The sequence below is a fragment of the Candidatus Poriferisodalis sp. genome (assembly GCF_965208925.1).
GTDB lineage: Bacteria > Actinomycetota > Acidimicrobiia > Acidimicrobiales > Poriferisodalaceae > Poriferisodalis.
In genome coordinates, this window is record NZ_OZ242364.1 from 2191481 (window position 1) to 2209836 (window position 18356).

Genomic DNA, 18356 nt, shown 5'->3' on the forward strand with positions numbered 1-18356 from the left:
CCGGCCGTCGCGCGGCATGCGCACGTGGCTGCTCGCAGCCGTCGTGGCTGCTGCGGCCCTGGCGGGGTGCACCGGGCGCGCCCCGGTGGTGACCTCGACGGCGCCGGCCAGCGGCGGCTACCTGCTCACCGAGTTGAGCGCCGAGGTCGGCCGCTCGGGCGTCGTGCTCTCGTGGAAGGTGGACGAGAGCCGCGCAGCGCGCATCACCGGTTTCACCTGCGTGTACCGCACGCCGGGCCATCTCGAGCTGGGGGTGGCCGGCGCGGTCGCATGCGGCGAGGGGCTCAGCGACCCGGCGGACCGGGGTCGTGTGGTGGCGGGCCTGCCCGAGTACGGCGACTACCTGTTCGAGGTGACTGCGCAGGTCAGCGGGCAGCCGATGATCGAGTGGTCGCTGCGGGCGCTGCAGGTGCAACTCGAGGTGACGCGGGATCTGGCGGGGCCGCCCGGACCGGATGAGGCCGTGACCGGCGCGGGTCCGGTCGTGACCGGCTGCGGTCCCGACGACGGGCCCGGCGAGACTCCCTCCGGACGGCCCTGGAAGCGAGGCGACATCGTGTCGGCCGAGCATCTCACGCACTACCCGGGTCGGGCCTGGGCGCCCGGGGGCGATTCCCAGGCGGCCGTAGAGTGGCCCGAGCCGACGCCGTTGTCAGCGCTGTTCGACCAGGCCGATCTCGACGGCGACATCATCGGCCGGGCGCTCGACGGCGCCGGCGCAGACACCGGTTCTGCCGGCATCGGTTCGGGCGCAGGCGGCGCGGACAGCGGCGACGGCGACGCCGTGGGCGATGCGGCGGCGTTGCTGGCCGACGACCGCGCCGCGGTGCCGTTGCAGCGGGCGTCAGCGGGCACCAAGGCGCTGCTGCGTGCCGCTGACGGCGGCTGGGACATGAAGCTGCACACCAGCTATCCCTTCGGCGCCTACTACCGCTATGAGCCCGCCCACGCCGTGCCCGGCTGGGGTGATCCCGGCCATCCCGTCGCCGGTGCCGGGCTGTGGAACCGCACCGACTGCCCGCCCCCCGGCCGTCCCGACGCCACCCACGATGTGGCGCTGGCGGTGTCGCACGACGCCGGCGATCGCCGCCTCGAGCACTCCGGCTACGGCTGGTGGACGGTGGCGCCGGTGGGCATGTTCCCCGAGCGCGTCGTGGCCACCAAGGGCGGTCTCGCCTACGGCGAAGCCGCGGACAGCCAGCCCCAGCCGCCCGCCTCGTGGCGCGGGCGCGTCAGCGGCCACCTGTTCTGGAACCAGCAGCGCTACGGCCTCGCCGCCGACGTCACCCTTGTCCTCGCGCCCGCCGGCGACACGGCAGAGCTCAGCGGCAGCATCGACAGCGTGGTGATCATCCCCCTCGATCACGCCACCCTCGAGCCCGGCGCCGGACCGCCGCTGCCATGGAGCCCGCTCACCCTCGGCCTCGCGGAGCCCCGCGGCGCCCCGGACGGCGCCGGCGAAGCCAGCGCATGGCCGGGATGGTCGGGCATCGTGACGGTCGCCGAGCCGCTGCCCGGCGAGGCACCCCCGCCCGACGCTGAGCCGCTGCCCGGCGAGGCACCCCCGCCCGACACCTTCGTCGGTGACTGGCGCGCCCGAGCACACGGCCCCGGCGCCGCAGAGATCACCGGCGAGCTGCGCCTGTGGACCCCGCTGGCGCCCGACGGCGACCCCGACGCCGACTGGCCCTCCCAGGTGCTGATCGTCGCCGGCTTCGGCGCAGCCCGCGTCCCCTGACACGCGTCCCGTGGCGCCTGCGGACTCCCCGCCCGCGCCCGACGGCGCCCCCGACGCCGACGGGCCTGCCATCAACTGCGGACCCAGCCTCGAGGTGGCAGGCTGTCCCGATGCGTTTCGGATTCTGGACGAAGAACGATCAAGAGATCTCGGCGATCATCGAGTGCTGCCAGCACGCGGAAGCCACCGGCTGGGACGGCCTGTGGTTTGCTGACCACTTCATGCCCAACGAGGAGAACGTGGACCAGCCGGTCCACGAGGCGTGGTCGGTGCTCGCGGCGCTGGCGGTGGCGGTGCCCCGGGTGCGCCTGGGCCCGCTGGTGGCCGGCAACACCTACCGCAACCCGGCGCTGACGGCCAAGATCGCGACGACCATCGATCACATCTCCGGGGGTCGGGTGGTGCTGGGCATCGGCGCCGGCTGGCAGGAGAACGAGCACGAGGCCTACGGCTTCGACTTCGGGACGCTGCGCAGCCGCATGGATCGCTTCGACGAAGCCGTCGAGATCATCAGCTCGCTGCTGGGCAATCACCGCACCAACCTGGCCGGCGACCACTACACCGTGGCCGAGGCGCCGCTGGATCCCAAGCCGGTGCAGTCGCCGGTCCCGCTGTTGATCGGCGGCGGCGGTCGGAAACGCACGCTGCGCACCACGGCCCGCTGGGCAACCGAATGGAACTACTGGGGCATGCCCGACGACATCGCGGAGCTGTGCGGTGTGCTCGACGGGCACTGCGAGGCGATCGGTCGCGATCCCGGCGAGATCGGCCGCTCGGCGTGCGCGCTGCTGTTCATCAACGAGGACTCGGCGAAGCTGGATCGATTCCGCTCGATGGATCTCGGCCGTGCCACCATCGTCGGCACGCCCGATGAGGTCAGCGAGGTGGTCGAGCAGTACCGGCAAGTGGGTGTGGACGAGCTGATCATCCCCGACTTCACCTTCGGCCCCATGGAGGCCAAGAAGCACTCCATGGATCTGTTCATCCACGAGGTGGCGCCTCAGTTCCGCTAGCTGGCAGGGATCGAGGCCGGCGCTCGCTACGACCGGCCCGTCGAGCTCGGCCGGCTCGAGATCAGCGTCACGCCACGGGTGCGCCCGACGCCCGAGATGGTCGAGCGCTTCGCCGAGATGGGCGTGGATCGCTTGGTGCTGCTGCCCAACGGCCAGACCGTCGACGAAGTGGCCGCCTTCGTCGACCACATCGGTGGAACCCTGCTCTCGTAGACCGCCCGCCGATGCGAGTTCGAATCCAGCAGCCTGAATGCGACCTCCGACCGGCGGGCCGGGCCATACACTCGGGTACGCACTCGGGGGAGTGTCGAACGTCGGCGAGCAAGGCCCCCGTTGCGCTGAGGACCGCATCATGACGAGCATCTCGGACATCCAAGCTTCGATTCGCAGCCTGCCGGCCGACGACTACGCGGAGTTGCGCGCCTGGATGAGCGAGCTGGATTGGAATCGCTGGGACGACCAAATCGACGCAGACGCCACATCGGGCAGCTTGGACTTCCTGATCGATGAGGCAGACTCCTCGAAGCAGCAGGGATCGCTCTCGGCGCTGTAGGCGCACTCAGCTGCGTCCCGATGCATCGGACAACACCCCAGTTCTGGGATCGCTTCAGTCGTCTGCCGCCGCCGGTCCAGCGCGCCGCTGAACGGAGCTTCGAGCGACTCGAACATGATCCGGCGCACCCGTCACTGCGCTTCAAGAAGGTCGGCAAGTTCTGGTCTGCGCGGGTCAGCCGAGACCATCGAGCGCTCGCCGTCGCAGACGGCGACGACTTCATCTGGGTGTGGATCGGCGCTCACGATGACTACGACCGCATGATCGCATCCGGCCCGTAAAGACCCATGACCAAGCCGATGCTCAGGAGCTGATCCGGTTTGGCTGATCAGTTGCGTCGAGGGGCACTCGGCCGGCGGATTGCCTCGCCGGCTGAGACGATGCCCTCGTCTTCGAGCGCATCGATCGCCCTGTCGTCGAGGCCAGCGAGGTCGCGTAGCACCTCGCGATTGTGCTGACCCCGGTCACCGGCGACAGCTCCGGGCGCCAGACCGGCATCGGCCTCCCTGAAGCGCCACGGCGATTGCGGGACGGTCATCGGCGCGGCGGCCTCGCCCCCAACGATGTCGACGAATGCACCACGCTCAGCTGCCCAGTCGGTCGCGGCAAGCTCGGCCACGGTGCGCACTTCTGCTGCCATCACCGACTTCACGCCGATCGCCGCCTCGACTGCTTCGGCGCTGTCGAATTGGCTCACCCACTCGCCGAAGATGGCTTCGATCTCATCGCGATGCAGCACGCGATCCTCGATGCGTGCGAAACGCGGGTCGTCGCGCAGATCTGGCCGGTTCATCGCAGCCGCGATCACCTTGAAGCCGAAGTTGGCGGTCAGATCGAGCGTCACCGTGATATGGCGGCCGTTCGACAGTGGGTACACCGCCGCCCAGTTCTGCCCGCCCTTGAAGCCGATCAGCGGATCCTGGCCAGTCAGGTCGGTCGCGGCCTGGTCGTTGCACATGAGCGTGCTTTCGGCCATCGACACCTCGACGGTCTGGCCGCGTCCAGTTCGCACGCGCATGTGCAGCGCCGCCAGGACGGCCCCCAGTGCATGCAGCCCGGTGTAGGTGTCGGCGTGCGACATCGGGTCGTTGCGATAGGCGTCGCCGCCCCGCCGCCGGAAAACCATCTCGGTCACGCCGGCCTCGGCGTGCAGCACCGACGCGAACGCTCCCCGGCCGCTGCGACTGTTGCCGTGCCCCCAGCCCGACACCGACGCCACGATGATGCCGGGGTTGATCTCGCTGAGCACGTCGTAGCCCAGCCCCAGCTTGTCGAGCACGCCCGGTCGGTAGTTCTCCAGCACGATGTCGGCCTTGGGGACCATCGACAGCAGCACGTCGCGGCCTGCGGGCCGGGTCAGGTCAAGCGAGACGCACTCCTTGCCGACGTTGAATTGCGCGAAGTAGGGCGAGAACCCGTCGACGTTGGGAACGATGAACCTGGTGAGGTCGGCATCAGGAGGCTCGATCTTCACCACCCGGGCGCCCAAGTCGGCGAGGAGGCGACCGGTGATCGGCCCCGCCACGGCGCGGGTCAGGTCCAGCACCAGCACGTCTTCGAGCGGTCGTTCCACGGCGCTTGACGATAGAGCCGCGCAGCGCCCGCTGCCCGCTGTCGGGTGCTGATGTCGCGGCCCGCCCGCACCACCAACGAGGACGAGCCCGCCGCCCACGGTCAAGCGCCGATGCCGCTGCTTTCTCGCACAGGCATCCAGACGCTGGGGGGAGACAGTTGCACGGGCGTGCGTCTCGGTGGCGGGCCGCCATCGGGAGGACCGAGCGGCACCGGGTCGCGGGTCAGTCTGGAGATGACCAGCGTTCCTGCCAGGGCGAACACTGCCACGACGGCGATGGGCACGAGCGTCCCGCCGGTTTGCTCGTGCATCGTGAGCATGAGGATCGGGCCCACCATGCTGCCGATGCCGTAGCAGAAGAACAGGCGGCCCAGCACCGACCCGATGCCCGCCACGCCGAACAGGTGCGGCGTGACATCGCCCTGCAGCGCGACGAAACCGCCGTAGCCGACGCCCAGCAACACGGCGAACACCACGATCTGCCAGTAGCGGTCGGATGCGAGGAACCAGATGACGTACGCGACCGGCAGCATCCCGAAGCTGATCGTCAGCAAGCGCACCGATCCGAGCGCCCGGGCAAAGCTGGTCAGCAGCAGGCGGCCGACGATGCTCGCGCCGCCGACGACCGACAGCAGCCACGCCGCTGCGCTGGCGCTGATGCCGACCGAGCGGGCGAAGGGGATGATGGCAGCGAGCGATCCGATCACCGGCACCGCGAACAGCGCGGAGCCGATCGTCAAGAGCCAGAAGGCCTTCGTTCGGCAGACGCGGCGAACGTGCTCGCGTGGATGAGCAGTCGCGACAATCGGCGTGCGCCGCACCAGCACGAAGCACACGACGAACGTGATCGCTCCGATGACGGCGAGCCAACGGAACGCCTCGCGCCAGCCCAGATTCTCGATCATGCGCTCGGCGAGCGGCACCAAGAACATGGTGCCCAAGCCCGGTCCGGTCGCTACCAGTCCCTGCGACACTGCCCGGTTCCGCAGAAACCACGACGCAGCGGTCGCGAACAGCGGCGAGACGAACAGGCCGGCACCGAATCCGCAGCCGATGCCGTAGACGACGTAGCCGTGCCAGATCTGCGAGACCGACGACGTCAGGACCAGGCCGGCCACGAACATCGCCCCGCCCACTGCGAGCAGCGGTCGCGGTCCCAGCCGATGCAACAGCGGACCCGAGATGATTCCGGTGCTGAAGAACAGAAGCGTGGCGATCCCGATCATGACCGAGGTGCCGCCCTGGCCGGCGCCGAACTCGGCGGACATCGACTCGATGAACGCACCGAACGTGTAGATGGTGCCGAAGGCCACGCCGCACGACAGGCCGGCGCCGACCGCCACCAGCCAGGCGCGCCATGAGTCGATCAGCTCAGGCTGGCTCGCGAGCGGGGGAGCGGCATCGGCCACAGGAGCGGGATTCAGTCGCCTGTGTCGTCGCCGTCGAGGCCGCCGGTGCCGGTGTTGTCGCCGTCGCCGGCGAGCCCGCCGCCGTCGGTGCTGATGCCGGCGACGAGATGGCCGACCCGCATCTCGCCGTCGCGCGTCTGCCCGCCCAGCTCCAGGAACTGCTCCATGGCGGGCTGGGCTTGGGGCGTGCGCAGGAGCCGCTGGAAGAGGTACCGCTCCTCGAACATGCCCTCGCGCAGGGGGAGCTCATCGGCCGCATTGACGGCCTGCTTGGCCAGAGCCACCGCTTGGGGCGGGAACTTCGCGATGCGGTATGCCAGATCGGTCACGAACGGCCGCAGCTCGTCCGCGGGCAGCGCCCGGTTCAGGTAACCCCACTGCTCGGCCGTGCGAGCATCGATGTCGACGCCGCCGAGGATCACCTCCATGGCACGGCCGCGGCCCACCAGACGGGGGAGGCGCTGGGTGCCGGTGCCGCCGGGCAGGATGCCGATCGGCACCTCCATCTGGTTGATGACGGTGCGGCCCAGCGCGCCGAAGCGCATGTCGCACGACATGGACAGCTCGCTGCCGCCTCCGCCGACACGGCCGCCGATCTCGACGATGGTGGCTTTGGGCATCGTGCGGTACGTCTCGCACATGGCGTGGAACCCGACGTGTTCGGTGGGCCGCTCGGCGGGACCGTCGGTGGGGTAGCCCAAAATCGCTGTCACGTCGAAGTGGGCGATGAAGAAGTCCGGATTGTCGCTGCGCAGCACCACCACCCGCACCGAGTCGTCATCGGCGACGTGAACGCTGAACTTGGCGAGTTCGCGGAACAGCGCAGGTGTCATCACGTTGATCGGCGGAGCGTCGATGGTGGCGAACACGACACCCGCGTCGCGCTCGATGTGCAGCAGCTCGAAGTCGCTGTCGGTCATCGCAGTGGAATTCTCAGCAGGGGGGCTCATGGAGCGCAGCGTGCCACATGGCTGGGTCACTGTGCCTGCCTTGCCTTGACACGAACTGATGTTCGGAACTACATTGCTGTCATTACGGGTCGGCAGAAATTCACCCGTGAGTTGTCACACCCCGCTCCTACGGTGCCCCAAGACGGCATCGCACACCGGGTGCGGCCGAACGGGAGTCCGAGGAGGACGACATGAGCCAGCAGGACACAGAACGGGACCGAGCGCTGGATATGACGCTCACGCAGATCCGCCGCCAGTTTGGCGACGGCTCCGTGATGAAGATGGGCGAGAAGCATCACATGGCGGTCGAGGCGATCTCCTCGGGCAGCCTCGCGATCGACTTGGCGCTCGGCATCGGGGGCTTTCCCCGCGGCCGGGTGGTGGAGGTGTACGGCCCGGAGGCATCGGGCAAGTCCACGCTCGCCATGCACTTGGTGGCCGAGGCGCAGCGAACCGGGGGCGTGTGCGCCTATGTCGACGCCGAGCACGCGATGGATCCGGTGTATGCGAAGAACATCGGCGTCGATGTCGACGAGCTGCTGATCTCCCAGCCCGACACCGGCGAGCAGGCGCTCGAGATCACCGACATGCTCATCCGCTCGGGTGCCATCGATGTCGTGGTCGTCGACTCGGTGGCCGCGCTCACGCCACGGGCCGAGATCGAGGGCGAGATGGGCGACACCCATGTCGGCCTGCAGGCGCGTCTCATGTCCCAGGCGCTGCGCAAGCTCACTGCCAACCTGAACAAGACCAAGACGATCTGCGTGTTCATCAACCAGCTGCGCGAGAAGATCGGCGTGATGTTCGGCAGCCCCGAGACCACCTCGGGCGGCCGGGCGCTGAAGTTCTATTCGTCAGTCCGCATCGACATCCGCCGCATCGAGGCCATCAAGGTCGAGGGCGAGGTGGTGGGCGGGCGCACCCGCGTCAAGGTCGTCAAGAACAAGGTGGCGCCGCCGTTCCGCCAGGCCGAGTTCGACATCATGTACGGGCAGGGCATCAGCCGTGAGGGCTCGCTGCTCGACGTGGGCGTCGAGCATGGCATCGTCAAGAAGTCGGGTGCTTGGTACACCTACGAGGGCGAGCAGCTGGGTCAGGGCCGCGAGAACGCCAAGAAATTCCTGATCGCCAATCCCGAGGTCACCGTCGAGATCGACGGGCGGATCCGTTCGGCGCTCGGCATCGGCGCCGATGGCGAGGCAGACGACAATGCCGACGTGCTCGACCGCCTTGACGATGCGCAGTCGGCACGAGCCGAGGGCGCCAGCGTCGACTGACCCGCACGACGGTGTTGCTCTAGCCTGATCCGGTCGAAGGCGAGCGGGGCGATCCGGTTTCGGATCAGGAGCCTCGGATCGGGGAGAGTCAGGTGGCGCAGCAGACCGGGAAGCAAAAGGCCGACAAGCCGCAGAACGTCTTCAACTTCGACTATTCCCGCGAGGTAGACGGGCGCCCACCGCAGTCGTATTACGACGACATCAAGCGGCGGTTCGCAGAAGAACGCGACCTGCGGCTGAGCTACCGGCCGCCGGGCACGCAGATCTACACATCCGAACTCGTCGGCGAATTCGCCCGCTACGAGGAGGATCCGTACGCGGCTGAGCGCATCGAGCGTCCGCCCGTGCACGACGAGGTCGAGGTGCTGTTCATCGGGGGCGGGTTCTCGGCACTGCTGACCTCTGCCCGGCTGCGCCAGAAAGGCGTCGAGAGCATCCGCATCGTCGAGCGCGGCGCCGATGTCGGCGGCACCTGGTATTGGAACCGGTATCCGGGGGTGGCCTGCGATGTCGTCTCGTACGACTACTTGCCCCTGCTGGACGAGACCGGCTATGTGCCGACGCGGCACTACGCCACCGGCGACGAGATCTACGAGTACTGCCGGCTGATCGCCCGCAAGTACGAGCTGTACGACCTGGCGATGTTCCAGACCACCGTGACGTCGACCGTCTGGGACGGCGACGCCGAGGTGTGGCGGATCGGCACCGACCGCGGCGATGAGATCACGGCCCAATTCGTCATCTGCGCCAATGGGACGCTGGCCAAACCGAAACTGGCCGTCATCGAAGGCATGGAGCAGTTCGCCGGGCACTCCTTCCACACATCGCGGTGGGACTACGACTACACCGGCGCCGACCTCGAGAAGCTCAGCGACAAGCGGGTCGGCATCATCGGCACCGGCGCGACCGCGGTGCAGGCCATCCCACAGCTCGGCGAGATGGCGAAGGAGCTCTACGTCTTCCAGCGGACGCCGTCCTCGATCGACATCCGCGACGACTGGGAGACCGACGCCGAGTGGGCGGCGAAGCTGCAACCGGGCTGGCAGGCGCGCCGACGCGAGCGGGCAATGGCAGGGCCTCGTATCAGCGAGGAGCAGAAGGCGCGCCGCGCGGCGATGTCACGCGAGGAGAAGATCCGCCGCCAGGAGAACGCCAACATCGACGCCATGATGCGCATCCACCGGCGCATCGACGAGGTCGTGGATGACCCGGCGACGGCCGAGGCGCTCAAGCCCTGGTACATGCTCATGTGCAAGCGGCCGTGCTTTCACAACGACTACCTGCCGACGTTCAACCGGCCGAATGTGCACCTGGTCGACACCCAGGGCAAGGGCATCACCCAGATCGCCGAGCACGGCCCGCTCTTCGACGGCGTGCAGTATGAGCTCGACCTGCTGATCTACGCCACCGGGTTCGAGGTGCAGCGCACCGGCATCTACAACCGCATCGTCGGCGAGCATGGCCTGGAGCTGAACGACAAGTACGCAGACGGCATCCGCACGCTGCTGGGCATCCACACTGCCGGCTACCCGAACCTGTTCATCATGGGCGGCTACCAAGCGTTCTTCGCATTCAACCTCACTGACGTGCTGAACAGCCAAGGCGAGCACATCGCGGAGTGCATCGACTTCGTGCGCCGGGGCGGGTTGCAGTCCATGGACTGCTTGCCCGAAGCCGAGGAGTGGTGGGTGCAGCAGGTCATCGCCAACCGCGGCAAGACCACCCGCAACCGTGACTGCACCCCCGGCTACTACAACTTCGAGGGCGCGGAGAACCGCCGACAGGACGGCAACTTCAACGGCAACATCAAGCAGTACCTCGGCTTCATGTCCCACGCCCGCGACAACATGTCGGAGAACTTCGCCTTCACGCAGCGCTGACTGCAGCCTGATCTGACTGGGTTCGATCTGCCTTCGGCTTCTGGGCGCGGCCCTAGCCTTGACGTCGTGGCTGCAGGCGAGCGAGTCGACGGGAACGGGGGCCGGCGCAGCTATTTCGTGCGCACCTACGGGTGCCAGATGAACGAGCACGACTCCGAGCGGATCGCTGGCCTGCTCGAAGCCGACGATCTCGTTGCCGCGGACACGATGGCCGATGCCGACGTCATCGTGCTCAACACCTGCTGCATCCGTGAGAACGCCGACAACAAGCTCTACGGGCAGCTCGGGCACCTCAAGCGCCTCAAGGAGGAACGGCCCGAGGTGCAGATCGCAGTCGCAGGCTGCCTGGCGCAGAAAGACCGGGATCTCGTGCGGCAGCGGGCCCCTCACGTCGATGTGGTCTTCGGCACGCACAACGTGGCCCGTGCGGCTGACCTGCTGAGCGAGGCCCGCGTGTCGGGCCCGGTGACGGAGATCCTGGCCGAGTCCGACGAGTTCCCATCGGCGCTGCCTGTACGGCGGGATGCTCAGCACGCCGCATGGGTCACGATCCAGATCGGATGCGACAACACCTGCGCGTTCTGCATCGTGCCGTCGGTGCGGGGGCGCGAGATCTCCCGGCCGTTCGGCGAGCTCATCGACGAGGTGCGCTGCCTGGCAGCCGACGGCGTCAGCGAGGTCACCCTTCTGGGCCAGAACGTCAACAGCTACGGCCGCGATGTCACGCTGGCCCTGCGCAGCACGACCGGCGCGAACCCGGCGCAGCCTGCGGCCGCCGCCGCAATGGGCACCCGCGAGGCCGCCGCGCCGCCCGACTGGCCGATGGGCGCGCCGCACGACGTTGCCGCCTGGCGGGCCGGCGGGGTGTGGTCGGCCGGCCGTCGTTCGGCGCGGCCGCTCTTCGGAGACTTGCTGCGCGCCGTCGGCGACGTCGACGGCATCGAGCGAGTGCGCTTCACCAGCCCGCATCCCAAGGATCTGCGGGCCGAGGTGATATCGGCCATGGCCGAGACGCTTGCGGTGTGCGAGCACCTGCACCTGCCGCTGCAGTCCGGCAGCGACGAGGTGCTCGCCGCTATGCACCGGGGTTACACCGCCCAGCGCTACCTGGAACGGCTGGCTGCCGCCCGCGCCGGCATCGACGATCTCGCGGTCAGCACTGACATCATTGTGGGCTTCCCCGGCGAGACCGAGGCGGACTTTGCCGAGACGCTCGAGCTGGCCGCGGAGGCCCGCTTCGACAGCGCATTCACGTTCGTCTTCTCGCCGCGGCCCGGCACCGAGGCCGCAGAGCTGGCCGACCGGTTCGTCGCCCCTGCGGTGTCGGCTGAGCGCATGGAGCGGCTGCGAAACGTGATCGAGCGCTCCGCACGCCTCGGCAACGAATCCCGCATCGGACGCATCGAGGATGTCCTCGTGGAGGGACCGTCCAAGCGGGATCCAGCCGTGCTCACGGGCCGAACCCGGCAGAACCGTCTCGTCCACTTCTCAGCCTCCGAACCGCTGCGTACCGGCACCTATGCCCGGGTGCGCGTCCAGGAGGCAGCCACCTTTCACCTGAACGGCGAGCTGGTGGAGGTGACGGCGCCGGCACGGCACCGCACCCGCATTCCGGTCGCCGCTCGCTGAGCCGTTCGCTGCGAGGCATGCCATGGGCGGCGACCCCATCGAGCCGCCGCTGGTGATCGTCGGCCCGACAGCGACGGGCAAGTCGGCGCTGGCCCTCGATCTGGCACGACGCGCCGTGGCGTCAGGCTCGGCGAACCCGATCGAACTCGTATCGGTCGACTCGATGCAGGTGTACCGCGGCATGGACATCGGCACCGCCAAGCCCTCCGCCGCCGAGCAGGCGGAGGTTCGGCACCACCTCATCGACCTCGTCGATCCAGCGGAGCGCTTCACCGTCGTCGACTATGCGACGGCCTTCGAGGCGGCCATAGCCGACATCGCCCGCCGCGGCGCGGTCCCGCTGCTGGTCGGCGGCACCGGCCTGTACCTGCGCGCTGTCATCGACGGCCTCCGGCCGCCGCCCGAGTTCGCCGACATCGCCGCCGAGCTCGAAGCCGAAGCCGCTGTGATCTCCGATGCAGCGCCAGCAGGGGAGGGGCGCAGTGTCGGCGAGAGCACGGCAGGCGCGGCTTCACCTCAGCGGGCTGGGAATGGCCACGCACCTGGCGCAGCCGAACTGCACCGTCGGCTGGCCGAGCTGGACCCTGTGGCCGCGTCCCGCATGGAGCCGACCAACCTGCGCCGGATCGTGCGGGCGTTGTCGGTGTGCCTCGGAACCGGCCGGCCGTTCTCGTCATACGGACCCGGCTTGCAGACCTACCCCGAGGTGCCCTTTCGACTCGTGGGCATCGAGACCGACCGCGCCACGCTCGACCAGCGCATCGCCGATCGATACCGGCATCAGATGGCGCACGGTTTTCTCGAAGAGGTGCGGCGGTTGATGGACGGGCCGCTGTCACGCACCGCTGCGCAGGCTCTCGGTTACAAGGAGCTGCGTGCCTACGTATCGGGGGAGTGCTCGCTCGACGAGGCGCTCGAGACCGCCATTGCACGCACCCGGCGATTCGCCCGCCGGCAGGTGCGTTGGTTTGCCCGAGACCCCCGGATCACGTGGATTCCGCACGGGAGCGTCCTGGCGATGGCTGATGAGGTGGCCCAGCTTGAGACTTGACCGCCGCAGCCACGCCAAAGCCTCAAGTCGAGATTGAAGCTTCAGTTGAGGCGGGATTCGACCAGTTCGAGCGCGTCTTCGGTCAGCACCGCCGCAATCCTGACGTAGCCCGCAGCAGCGGCTCCGTAGAACTCACCGGGCGAGACCAGAATGCCCGCCTCGGCGAGCAGCGTGCGAGTGAACGTCCAGGCGTCGCCGCCGGGAGCAGCGGCCCACAGGTAGAACCCCCCTCGCGGAAGCGGGGGCTCGGGGCCGAAGCGGCCGACGATGCGCGCCAGGCGCTCCAGGCGGCTGCGGTATCGCTCTCGTTGCTCAGCGACATGGGTCTGGTCGGCGAGTGCTGCGACGGCCGCTGCCTGGGCCGGGCCTGGGACCATGAAGCCGGCGTGCTTGCGAACCTCCCGCAGGTAGTGCACGAGCTCGGGATCGCCTGCGTAGAAGCCCACTCTCACGCCGGCCAGGTTGGATCGCTTGGACAGCGAGTGAACGGCCACCACGCCGGCCGTTTCTGCGCGCGGAGAGCGGCCGGCAGCGGTGCCAGCGTCGGTCGGCGACAGGATCGTCCGGGGCGAACCGTCCCAGGTGAACTCGGCGTAGCACTCATCGCTGAACACCGGCACGCCTCGCTCCCGGCCCCACCTCGCGGCCGCAGCAAGGTCATCGAGGCCGCCGGCGGGGTTGCCCGGCGTGTTGACCCACAGCGCCAGGGCCCGCTCGGCATCGGACTCGGAGATTGCGTCGAGCTGGATCGACCAGTGTTCGTCTGCGGGCACCGGCACCGCCCGGCAGCCGGCCAGCTCAGCTCCCATGGCATAGCTCGGGTAGCTGATCTCGGGAAACAGCACCGTGTCGCGTCCGGGGCTGCGCAGGCGCAGCCAGTGGGGCAGTCCCGCCACGAACTCCTTCGAGCCGATCGTGGCCGCCACCTCCGTCGCGGCGTCGACCTGCACGCTGAGCCGCTGTTCGCACCAATGCGCAGCTGCCTCCCGCAGCTCGGGCGTGCCGATCGAAGGCGGGTAGCCGCGTTCGGATCCTGACCCACCCAGAGCAGCCAGCACGGCGGGCGTGGGCGGGTCCACCGGTGTGCCGATCGAGAGGTCCACCAACCCGCCGTCGTGCTGGTCGGCGAGCGGCTTCAGCTCGTCCAGCCGGTCATAGGGATACGGCGGCGGGACGTACCCGGTGCTGTTGCGTGCCGGATCAGTAGGCACTGATCGGAGTCCAGACAATCCCGTCGATGTGCCTGAAATGTTGATCGGCTGAGACGAGGTCTGCACCCGTCTCCATGGCGTGGGCAGCGATCCAGACGTCGTTGGAGGGAATCGGTCGGCCCTTCGCGCGAAGAGCGGCAGAGATGCGCGAGTACCGGTCCGCGGTGACGTGGCCGACTTCGACGATCGATACGCGTGGGCTGTCCAAGAAGGATCGCAGGGAGTCCAGATTCTGCCCTAGACGTGTGCCACCGCGGAATCCGGCCATGAGCTCGCCGATCACGACTGCCGAAATCAACAGCTCTCGTGCGCGCCTTACGAGCTGACCAACCTCGTTCTGGCCGCGCATCAGCAGTGTGTATGCGCTGGTGTCGAGCAAGAGCCTCACAGCCAGGCCTCCTCGTCGATCACATCGAGCTCCTTCAAGACGGCCACCACCTCCAGATATTCCTCTTGCGACCAGCTGCCGATTAGGTGATCGAGAGACGAGCCGATGGAGTCGTCGGCATCGGCGACTTCAGAGAGCCCGGCACCCTTGCGCAGGAGTCGCAGTGCCGCCTTGTTCAGCGAGACGCCTTCGGTCTCCGCAAATCGCTCCATCGCCTCACTGAGGTCGTCGCCGAAGCCCCGAACAGTGAGTTGGTCCATATAGTTGCTCCTTGATGAGTCATGAGTGAGTCACCATGAATCGTAATCTGAGTCGTTTCGGTTCGCTAGAGAGCAAGTCCAAGAAGCCCTGTCATGCCTATGGTGAGAGGCGTTCATGACGAGCCCGCGAGTTGCCCTTAGGCCTGTCACCTCGGGAGAGGACAGGGGCCTGTCGCGCGATCTGACGCGTTGGCTGGTCGGGCTGCTGGCGTTCTACGCCGTCGTAGTCGTGGTGAAGTCCGTCACGGTCGCGATGGCCTACTTCCGGTTCAACGAATCGACCACCGAGGACGACCTGGCGACCATCGCGCGCGAAGCCGATGTGGTCGCGCTGTTCGAATCCGTGTACCTGCCGATCTTCGTGCTCTTCGTGGTCTGGACGCTCCAGGCGCATCGAGTGTCACGCCAGCTGTGGGCCTACGACCGGCGCTGGCGACCGGCGTGGGCGGTCGGCGGCTACTTCCTGCCGGTCCTGTGGTTCGTGATCCCGCCGAAGGTGTTGGCCGAGATCTACCGGATCGCGAACGCCGAGCGAACCGACGGCACGGTCGACAGCAGTTGGGGAGACGTCCGCACGCCGCCCCTTCTGGTTGCCTGGTGGATCGCGTTCGCGTATGCCTCCGTGGCCGGCGGTGTCAGCACAGCAGTCATCGAGCTGTCGGCCGTCACGGCGGGGAGCTATCGCGTCGCGAGGGTCGAGTCGGCCCTCGGGTGGTCCATCAGCGCCAACGTCGTCGCTGCCGCATCGGCGGTGATGGCAGCCATGTTCATCGCCCAGCTCGGCCGTCGGCTGCAGAATCCGGCGAGCGACTTCAGCTCGTCCAGCCGGTCATACGGGTAGGGCGGCGGGACGTACCCCTCCGAAGCGTGCGAGCTCACGCCGCATCATCGCTCGCCGCTGCCTCGGACGACATCTGCAGGGGTGTCGTCGTCGGCGGAGCTAGTTGCGAATTCTGCGAACAGGCTGCGAGAGGCATCGTCAAGTCGTGCATGCACCACGGTCGCGTCGTCGCCGTGGGTCTCCGAGAGCACCTCGCCTTCCCGGTGCACTGCCGCAAGGGCGTCGCCGCGGGAGTAGGGGATGCGCAGCTCGGTTACCTCGGTGAGGTGCCGGAGGCGGTCGCCGACCGCGAGCAGAAGACTCTCGATGCCGTCGCCACTGCTGGCCGAGATCGCCTGGGAGCCCTCGTGCCGTTCGAGCAGCTGCCTCACGGTGCCGTCGTCGGCCGTGTCGCACTTGTTGAACGCGATGAGTTCGTCGACCTCGCCGGCGCCGATCTCACGCAGCACCGCACGCACGACGTCGATGTGCATCTCCGGCTCCGCCGCTGAGGCGTCAACCAAGTGGACCAGCAGGTCGGCTTCGGCCACCTCCTCCAGTGTCGACATGAACGCCTCGACCAGCGAGGTGGGCAGCTTCTTGATGAAGCCGACCGTGTCGGTGACCAGCACCGTCTCGCCGCCGGGAAGCTGCAGACGGCGTGTAGTGGCATCCAGCGTGGCGAACAGCCGGTCCTCCACGAGAACGTTCGCTCCGGTGAGTCGCCGCAGCAGGGTCGACTTGCCGGCGTTGGTGTAGCCCACGATCGCCACCGTGTGATAGCGGGAACGTCGGCGCGACTTGCGCTGGTTCAGCCGGGTGCGCCGCAGCCCGCGCAGGTCTTTCTCGAGTCGCGCCAGCCGCCGCTGGATCCGCCGGCGATCCACTTCGAGCTGGGTCTCGCCCGGTCCCCGAGTGCCGATGCCGCCCGCCTGCTGGGACAGCTGCCGGCCGCGGCCCCGCAGGCGGGGGAGCCGGTAGCGGAGCTGTGCCAGCTCCACCTGCGCCTTGCCCTCGAGCGTCGTAGCGTTCTGGGCGAAGATGTCGAGGATCACCGCCGTCCGGTCCAGCGCGGTGCGCTTCAGAATCCGCTCCAGGTTGAACTGCTGCGCCGGCGACAGCTCGTCGTCGAACACCACCGTGTCGGCATCGTGCTCCAGCGAGGCATCCAGAATCTCGTCAGCCTTCCCCCGCCCGACGAACGTCGCAGGGTCAGGCGCATCCCGCCGCTGAACGATCCGCTCCACCGAGTCCGCGCCCGCCGTGTCCACCAACCGCTCCAGCTCGTCGAGATTGGCGTCCACCTCATCAGCCGTCCGTTCGGCAAGCTGCACCCCCACCAGCACGATCTGCTCCCGGAACGCCCGGTCGATCAGCCCCGACTCAGCCCCCCCGAACTCCCCAAACGCCCCCCGATGCGTGTCGTCAGACCCTTCGACGATGTCGTCAGTCCCAGCCATCACGCATCCAGTGACGTCGCGTGCAGCGGCCACTCATGGTCGCTGAGGTGCTCGACCGGAACGCTGAGAACGGGACGGTCGTCATCACCATCAGTCGAGATGATCGCCTCGCCTCCGGGCATCTCGACGGTTGTCTCTGGACTCGGCCGGACGAGACCCCAGCGTGTCGCCAGCACAGCCGCAGTCACGGCACCTGTGCCGCACGCCTGCGTCAAACCCGCGCCGCGCTCCCACACTGACATGCCGATGGACGCTGGGGCTGTTGAAGTCGAGGCGTCTGACTCGGTGCTCCAGATGAATTCGACATTGATGCCGTGAGGAAAAGGCGCTTCAAATCTGGGCCCCAAGCGGGCGGTCTCGAGTTCGTCCACTGGCCGACCCGCGTTGATGACCAGATGCGGATTGCCGACGTTGCCAGTCTCTCGCTGTCTGTTGCCGAACGACTCGCTGATCTGCTCGTCGAGCTCGGCTGTAATGGACGGTCCAGGCACCACACTTGGCATGCGGACGTGGGCGACCGGCTCGACGAGAACGAGCGAACCGCTTGCGTCGCTGTCGAGCTCGGCATCCAACGTCATCCGTCTCTCTCCGCCGTCAGTGTCGACGACGAGTTCGAGAACATGGTCGGAAGACTCGACGCCATCGTCGAATTTCATGCTCGGAAGGAGTCCCCGCGCCACCTCATGGACGAGACAGGCGAGACCATTTCCGCTCACCTCGGCCGACGATCCGTCTGAGTTGAACAGCCTCATTTGGACATGCTTGGTCTGTGCCGCAGAATTCGCCTCGCATGCGTCTTGAGCCAAATTCGGGTGCATAGCACTCGTATCGGCAGCCAGGATCAATCCGTCTGCACCGATACCAGAGCTTCGATCGCAGATCTGAGACGCCAAGGCCGGCCATGCGAGTCCACTCGCGGCAACTGCCGCCTGCTCGTCCGGCTGCAAGAGGGCGATCAAGAAGTCATTGCCGAGAGCCTGGTGCTTCGCAACATGGAGCGTTTCCACGGCTCCATTGTCACACCTGGACCCCGAAATCCACGAGCGATTTGCCGCACCCGACGAAGCAACCGAGCCGGCGTCTCCAGCCGAATCCGACTCACAACGCACGAATGCGTGTCTTGCAACGCTGTCAATGCATGTTT

The 18356-nt window shown here is 67.9% G+C and carries 18 protein-coding genes; 10 read left to right on the forward strand and 8 right to left on the reverse strand.

The window, feature by feature from the left end; all coding sequences use genetic code 11:
* Nucleotides 1-16: 16 nt before the first annotated feature.
* From ACOGI5_RS09670 to ACOGI5_RS09690, 5 genes are all read left to right on the forward strand, one after another.
* Nucleotides 17-1738 carry a hypothetical protein gene (locus ACOGI5_RS09670; protein ID WP_419864210.1) on the forward strand — a complete coding sequence of 574 codons (1722 nt, stop codon included), beginning with the start codon at nucleotides 17-19 and terminating at the stop codon, nucleotides 1736-1738.
* A 110-nt stretch (nucleotides 1739-1848) separates the two neighbouring features.
* Nucleotides 1849-2751, forward strand: coding sequence for a TIGR03560 family F420-dependent LLM class oxidoreductase (locus ACOGI5_RS09675; RefSeq protein WP_419864211.1), 903 nt, complete (start codon nucleotides 1849-1851; stop codon nucleotides 2749-2751).
* A gap of 78 nt (nucleotides 2752-2829) precedes the next feature.
* The gene (locus tag ACOGI5_RS09680; RefSeq protein WP_419864212.1) at nucleotides 2830-2964 is read left to right on the forward strand and encodes a hypothetical protein; all 135 of its coding nucleotides are present in this window, start codon (nucleotides 2830-2832) and stop codon (nucleotides 2962-2964) included.
* Between the two features lie 139 nt (nucleotides 2965-3103).
* Nucleotides 3104-3304, forward strand: a complete 201-nt coding sequence (locus ACOGI5_RS09685) for a hypothetical protein (RefSeq protein ID WP_419864213.1) — start codon at nucleotides 3104-3106, stop codon at nucleotides 3302-3304.
* Nucleotides 3305-3324: 20 nt separating this feature from the next.
* Nucleotides 3325-3585 carry a hypothetical protein gene (locus ACOGI5_RS09690; RefSeq protein ID WP_419864214.1) on the forward strand — a complete coding sequence of 87 codons (261 nt, stop codon included), beginning with the start codon at nucleotides 3325-3327 and terminating at the stop codon, nucleotides 3583-3585.
* Between the two features lie 47 nt (nucleotides 3586-3632).
* On the opposite strand, the gene ACOGI5_RS09695 is transcribed toward ACOGI5_RS09690, so the two are convergent.
* The 3 genes from ACOGI5_RS09695 to ACOGI5_RS09705 form a co-directional block, all read right to left on the reverse strand.
* Entirely contained in the window at nucleotides 3633-4877 is a 1245-nt protein-coding gene (locus ACOGI5_RS09695; protein WP_419864215.1) for a CaiB/BaiF CoA transferase family protein, read from the reverse strand.
* Nucleotides 4878-4978: 101 nt separating this feature from the next.
* On the reverse strand, nucleotides 4979-6286 hold the full coding sequence (locus ACOGI5_RS09700; protein WP_419864216.1) for an MFS transporter: 1308 nt from the start codon (nucleotides 6284-6286) through the stop codon (nucleotides 4979-4981).
* Nucleotides 6287-6297: 11 nt separating this feature from the next.
* A complete protein-coding gene (locus tag ACOGI5_RS09705) occupies nucleotides 6298-7236 on the reverse strand; it encodes an enoyl-CoA hydratase/isomerase family protein (RefSeq protein ID WP_419864217.1) in 939 nt (312 codons plus the stop codon).
* Nucleotides 7237-7427: 191 nt separating this feature from the next.
* On the opposite strand from ACOGI5_RS09705, the gene recA reads away from it, so the two are divergent.
* From recA to ACOGI5_RS09725, 4 genes are all read left to right on the forward strand, one after another.
* Entirely contained in the window at nucleotides 7428-8513 is a 1086-nt protein-coding gene (gene recA, locus ACOGI5_RS09710; RefSeq protein WP_419864218.1) for a recombinase RecA, read from the forward strand.
* A gap of 92 nt (nucleotides 8514-8605) precedes the next feature.
* Complete coding sequence (locus ACOGI5_RS09715; RefSeq protein ID WP_419864219.1) at nucleotides 8606-10393, forward strand: flavin-containing monooxygenase; 1788 nt, start codon at nucleotides 8606-8608, stop codon at nucleotides 10391-10393.
* Nucleotides 10394-10459: 66 nt separating this feature from the next.
* Nucleotides 10460-12022 (forward strand): MiaB/RimO family radical SAM methylthiotransferase, encoded by a 1563-nt coding sequence (locus ACOGI5_RS09720; protein ID WP_419864220.1) that lies wholly within the window; start codon nucleotides 10460-10462, stop codon nucleotides 12020-12022.
* A 22-nt stretch (nucleotides 12023-12044) separates the two neighbouring features.
* Nucleotides 12045-13073 (forward strand): tRNA (adenosine(37)-N6)-dimethylallyltransferase, encoded by a 1029-nt coding sequence (locus tag ACOGI5_RS09725; protein WP_419864221.1) that lies wholly within the window; start codon nucleotides 12045-12047, stop codon nucleotides 13071-13073.
* A gap of 41 nt (nucleotides 13074-13114) precedes the next feature.
* Here the strand turns inward: ACOGI5_RS09725 and ACOGI5_RS09730 are convergent, their stop codons facing one another.
* Genes ACOGI5_RS09730 through ACOGI5_RS09740 form a run of 3 tightly spaced genes read right to left on the reverse strand, consistent with a single transcriptional unit; the run spans nucleotide 13115 to nucleotide 14932 of the window.
* Entirely contained in the window at nucleotides 13115-14284 is a 1170-nt protein-coding gene (locus ACOGI5_RS09730) for an aminotransferase class I/II-fold pyridoxal phosphate-dependent enzyme (protein WP_419864222.1), read from the reverse strand.
* Nucleotides 14274-14672 carry a type II toxin-antitoxin system VapC family toxin gene (locus ACOGI5_RS09735; protein WP_419864223.1) on the reverse strand — a complete coding sequence of 133 codons (399 nt, stop codon included), beginning with the start codon at nucleotides 14670-14672 and terminating at the stop codon, nucleotides 14274-14276. The genes ACOGI5_RS09730 and ACOGI5_RS09735 overlap by 11 nt, the downstream gene beginning before the upstream one ends.
* Nucleotides 14669-14932: a hypothetical protein gene (locus ACOGI5_RS09740; RefSeq protein WP_419864224.1), complete on the reverse strand. Its 264-nt coding sequence runs from the start codon at nucleotides 14930-14932 to the stop codon at nucleotides 14669-14671. The genes ACOGI5_RS09735 and ACOGI5_RS09740 overlap by 4 nt, the downstream gene beginning before the upstream one ends.
* 115 nt (nucleotides 14933-15047) lie before the next feature.
* Here ACOGI5_RS09740 and ACOGI5_RS09745 point away from each other — a divergent pair, with 115 nt between their 5' ends.
* On the forward strand, nucleotides 15048-15773 hold the full coding sequence (locus ACOGI5_RS09745) for a DUF4328 domain-containing protein (RefSeq protein WP_419864225.1): 726 nt from the start codon (nucleotides 15048-15050) through the stop codon (nucleotides 15771-15773).
* Between the two features lie 44 nt (nucleotides 15774-15817).
* Here the strand turns inward: ACOGI5_RS09745 and hflX are convergent, their stop codons facing one another.
* Entirely contained in the window at nucleotides 15818-17212 is a 1395-nt protein-coding gene (hflX, locus tag ACOGI5_RS09750; RefSeq protein WP_419864226.1) for a GTPase HflX, read from the reverse strand.
* Nucleotides 17212-18321, reverse strand: a complete 1110-nt coding sequence (gene dapF, locus ACOGI5_RS09755; protein ID WP_419864227.1) for a diaminopimelate epimerase — start codon at nucleotides 18319-18321, stop codon at nucleotides 17212-17214. Before dapF ends, hflX begins: the two co-directional genes overlap by 1 nt.
* Nucleotides 18322-18356: the final 35 nt, after the last annotated feature.